At 60.8% G+C, this 3117-nt stretch carries 3 protein-coding genes and 1 pseudogene; 1 reads left to right on the plus strand and 3 read right to left on the minus strand.

All coding sequences use genetic code 11. The features are described from left to right. Positions 1–167: 167 nt before the first annotated feature. The gene (locus ACNKID_RS10905; protein ID WP_417913460.1) at positions 168–869 is read right to left on the minus strand and encodes a hypothetical protein; all 702 of its coding nucleotides are present in this window, start codon (positions 867–869) and stop codon (positions 168–170) included. A 54-nt stretch (positions 870–923) separates the two neighbouring features. Next, positions 924–1988 carry a hypothetical protein gene (locus tag ACNKID_RS10910; RefSeq protein WP_417913461.1) on the minus strand — a complete coding sequence of 355 codons (1065 nt, stop codon included), beginning with the start codon at positions 1986–1988 and terminating at the stop codon, positions 924–926. Positions 1989–2484: 496 nt separating this feature from the next. Between ACNKID_RS10910 and ACNKID_RS10915 the strand changes: the two genes are divergently transcribed. After that, entirely contained in the window at positions 2485–2859 is a 375-nt protein-coding gene (locus ACNKID_RS10915; RefSeq protein ID WP_417913462.1) for a hypothetical protein, read from the plus strand. A gap of 64 nt (positions 2860–2923) precedes the next feature. On the opposite strand, the pseudogene ACNKID_RS10920 reads toward ACNKID_RS10915, so the two are convergent. Beyond that, positions 2924–3117 (minus strand): annotated as a pseudogene (locus ACNKID_RS10920) (homoserine dehydrogenase); the annotation flags it as partial.

Consider the following 3117-nt stretch of genomic DNA (forward strand, 5'->3'; position numbering starts at 1 on the left):
AGGTGAACACCTCCGGCTACGCCGTCCGCCCCCTGCCCTACCCTGCCCCGGCCATTATCCGCCAAGCAGCGGACCTGGGCATCGCCCTCATTCCCGGCTCCGATGCCCACCACCCGCAGCAGGTGGGCCGCTGGTTCGAGCGGCTGGGCTGATCTTTCTGCCCCTGCTTAGTCTTTGATGCAGCGGACGCTCAGGCCAGTGGCGCGGGCTGCATCAGTTATCTTGGCGGAGCTGCTGCTGATGCCAAGAGCTAAGGTGCCCCATGCAGGAATCCCTGGTCTGTTCGCGCCGATCCAGTAGAGGCCAGTGCTGCCTTCCCATATAATGCTGCCGTCAGATTGCCCGCGCGCACCGGCCAGCGTGAGCTTCAAAGGCGAGGCAAAGGCTCCCTCAGCATCCTTGGAGTCCCAAGACTTCATCTCCTTTTCAAACTCCTTCTGCGTCGGCAGCCTGAAGCCCTGCGGACAGGGATTGTTCACTGCGCCCAGGCCCCGCCAGAGAAAGTCATTCGCCGGTGTCCGCCAGTCATAATTGGTGCCGTTGACCAGAATGAAACTGGCGTGGCCGGGTACATCGCCCGCAGATAGCGTGTCAACAGCCGCGCTGGTGCGGGACTGGTGCCCGTCGCCCGGCCTGCCCCATTGATACAGGTCGCCATAGGCTTCGGCATCGGTCGGGCTGGCCGCAATCTTGGCCGCACCAAGGTTGAACGCCTTCCAGCAGCGGCCCCCTGCTGACCGCACTTCATCCGCCGCATTGCAGGGATAGCACTTGGTGTTGTCGTGATGCTCGTGCGCCAATCCTGTCCCGCCTGCTCCGGCAGTCAGCAGCAATGTTGTTGCACATGCAACAGTCCGCGTTGTTTTCACAGTGTCTCCTCCTGTTCAGTAGTTATTGAAACGCCATCATCCCCTGCGACATCCTCAGCTCCCCATGCTCACATCCAAAATATCCACCAGCCTGTTGCCATAGGAAGTTCTGACCAGCGCGAGCAGGGCGGCGTAGTCGCTCACCATCAGCTCAAGGCTGGTCACGCCGCTGTCCGACCAGCCGTTCAGGGTGTAGATGCCGTCGTCAGCAGCCCGCACCTCGTCGCCTTTCTGCCCGCCTTCCGTCATGTCCAGCAGACAAAAGCGCAGCTCGTTGTCCGGGGTGTTGTAGACCGCCTGCACGCGCAGCCGCACTGTGTCGACATACAGCACGCCGTCGGACACGGTGACGAGCGGCACTGCGCCGCTGCTGCTCAATATGCCTGCGTTGTCACCGATGCGCACCGCCAAGGGCGCACGCAGCAGGTGTTTGTAGATGCCGGTGCGCGGCGAGCCGTGCGCGGTGTAGCGCGTGGTGAGAGAGAGGCGGTACTCATTGTGCCACGGCTGCGCCTGGCTGGGCACATCGGGCATCATGGTGATCTCAGTGTTGCTGATTGTGCCAAGGCGGGTCTGCACCGCGCGACCATTGTGCGTGCCTTCAATCAGGCATTGGCCAATGCCAGCCTTGCGGTCGAAGAAGAGATTGCTGCCCGTGATGCGGAGCATCCCGTCTGACCGCAGCACATTCTTCAGGCCAAGCACCTGGTCTTCGGCAGAGGTGATGACCGGCAGCTTGTCGGTCGCGGCAATGCGCTCGACATGCGCCTGCTGGCGGATGCGCTCGACAAAGGCTGTCGAGACGCGGACATTGACCTGAAGGCATTCGTCCAACGGCGGCAGCGGGTCGTCCATGTTATCCAGTCTGCCAGTGAAGGACAGGAACCAGCTGCAGCTCCCCTCCTTGGTCACCTGCTCCCCATTCAGCAGCCGCAAGGCAATGACCTCGTCCTCGCTGTTGAGAATGGTCAGGATATCGCTTTTGCTGAAGTTGGGATGGCGCAGGGCAATGTCGGCGGCGATATCTTCGCGGCCAGCCACGTGACGGGGCACAAAGCGGATGCTGCAGGAGTGGGGCGTGGTCAGCGGGTTGCGTTCTAATCTAACCTGGATAGTCATAGCTGTTCTCCGTGAAGGGTAAGTACAAGATATGAACATGCACATGCCGCAAACAGCACTATAAGGAGCTTTGCATTTTTTATCAAGCACGCTTTGCGCTCAGTCTCAGCCTGCTCATGAGAATCTGGCATCAGCCTGCTGATGCGCCGAGCATGACTATGCTGATGCGCTCTGCATGAGCAGGCTGATGCGCCGCGCATGACTATGCTGATGCGCTGTGCATGAGCAGGCTGATGCGGAACGCATGAGCCTGCCCCGACGCTGGGCATGACTATGCTGGGACTGAACGCATCAGCAGGCTCATGCGCTCCGGCAGGGTGCATTCAGTGCACCTTCTTGCTGTCTGATCTGGACAGAACGGGCACGCTCTTGCCCGCCGAGCAGGCTGCTTGGACGCAGCAGCCGGACCATCTTATCTTTTGACAATTCTCACTGCCAGTGCTAAACCCCATACAGAGGGCTTGCTTATATCCATACCAAGGAGGGAATGATGAACATGAATGCTTGTGCTGCCTTGAGCAGCCGCCGTATCCTGCAATGTGCCGCTGCGCTGACCCTGGCTGCGCTTGTGAGCGCGGGCAGCGCCGCCGCAGCCGCACCGACGCAGACAGCCGCTGACCAGCAGTCGGCCAAGCAATGCGGCTGCGATGACAAAAAGAGTGTCGAGGCCTACATGCAGAATGTCATTAATGATGCCCAGCGGCGCGGTGTCAGCTGCGAGATTGAAAAGATGTATTTGCCGGCCTGTATTACCGTCTATTGCTCCATCTGCCCTGATGTTGCCTCCAGAGGCCGGTGCGCGAAGATGGCGACCGATTATCTGACCACCTCAGGCTTCTGTCCGCCCGCAGCCGCGCAGCCCGGCCAGTAATCTGGCACGTCGGCCTGACTGAGGAAGAACAGAGGGCGGAGCTACAAGGCTCCGCCCTTCCGCTTCACTCCTCCTCTCCCAGCATCCTGATCCGCACCGTCGGCGCAGCCACGGTGTCCAGACTGTCTATCTCGCGCAGGGCTGCTGCTGCTGCCTCCTCCTTGGCCGTGTGCGTGAGGATGACCACCGCCACTGGCTCGTTTTCCCGCCGTCCCTTCTGGATGACCGACTCGATGCTGATGCCGTGCTCGCTGAGGA

The organism is Candidatus Electronema sp. TJ (assembly GCF_048287355.1).
GTDB lineage: Bacteria > Desulfobacterota > Desulfobulbia > Desulfobulbales > Desulfobulbaceae > Electronema.

What these genes read in the sequence shown, in the direction of transcription:
- ACNKID_RS10910 (WP_417913461.1), bottom strand. Translation starts at nt 1,988, where the DNA reads ATGACTATCCAGGTTAGATTAGAACGCAACCCGCTGACCACGCCCCAC.
- ACNKID_RS10915 (WP_417913462.1), top strand. Translation starts at nt 2,485, where the DNA reads ATGAATGCTTGTGCTGCCTTGAGCAGCCGCCGTATCCTGCAATGTGCC.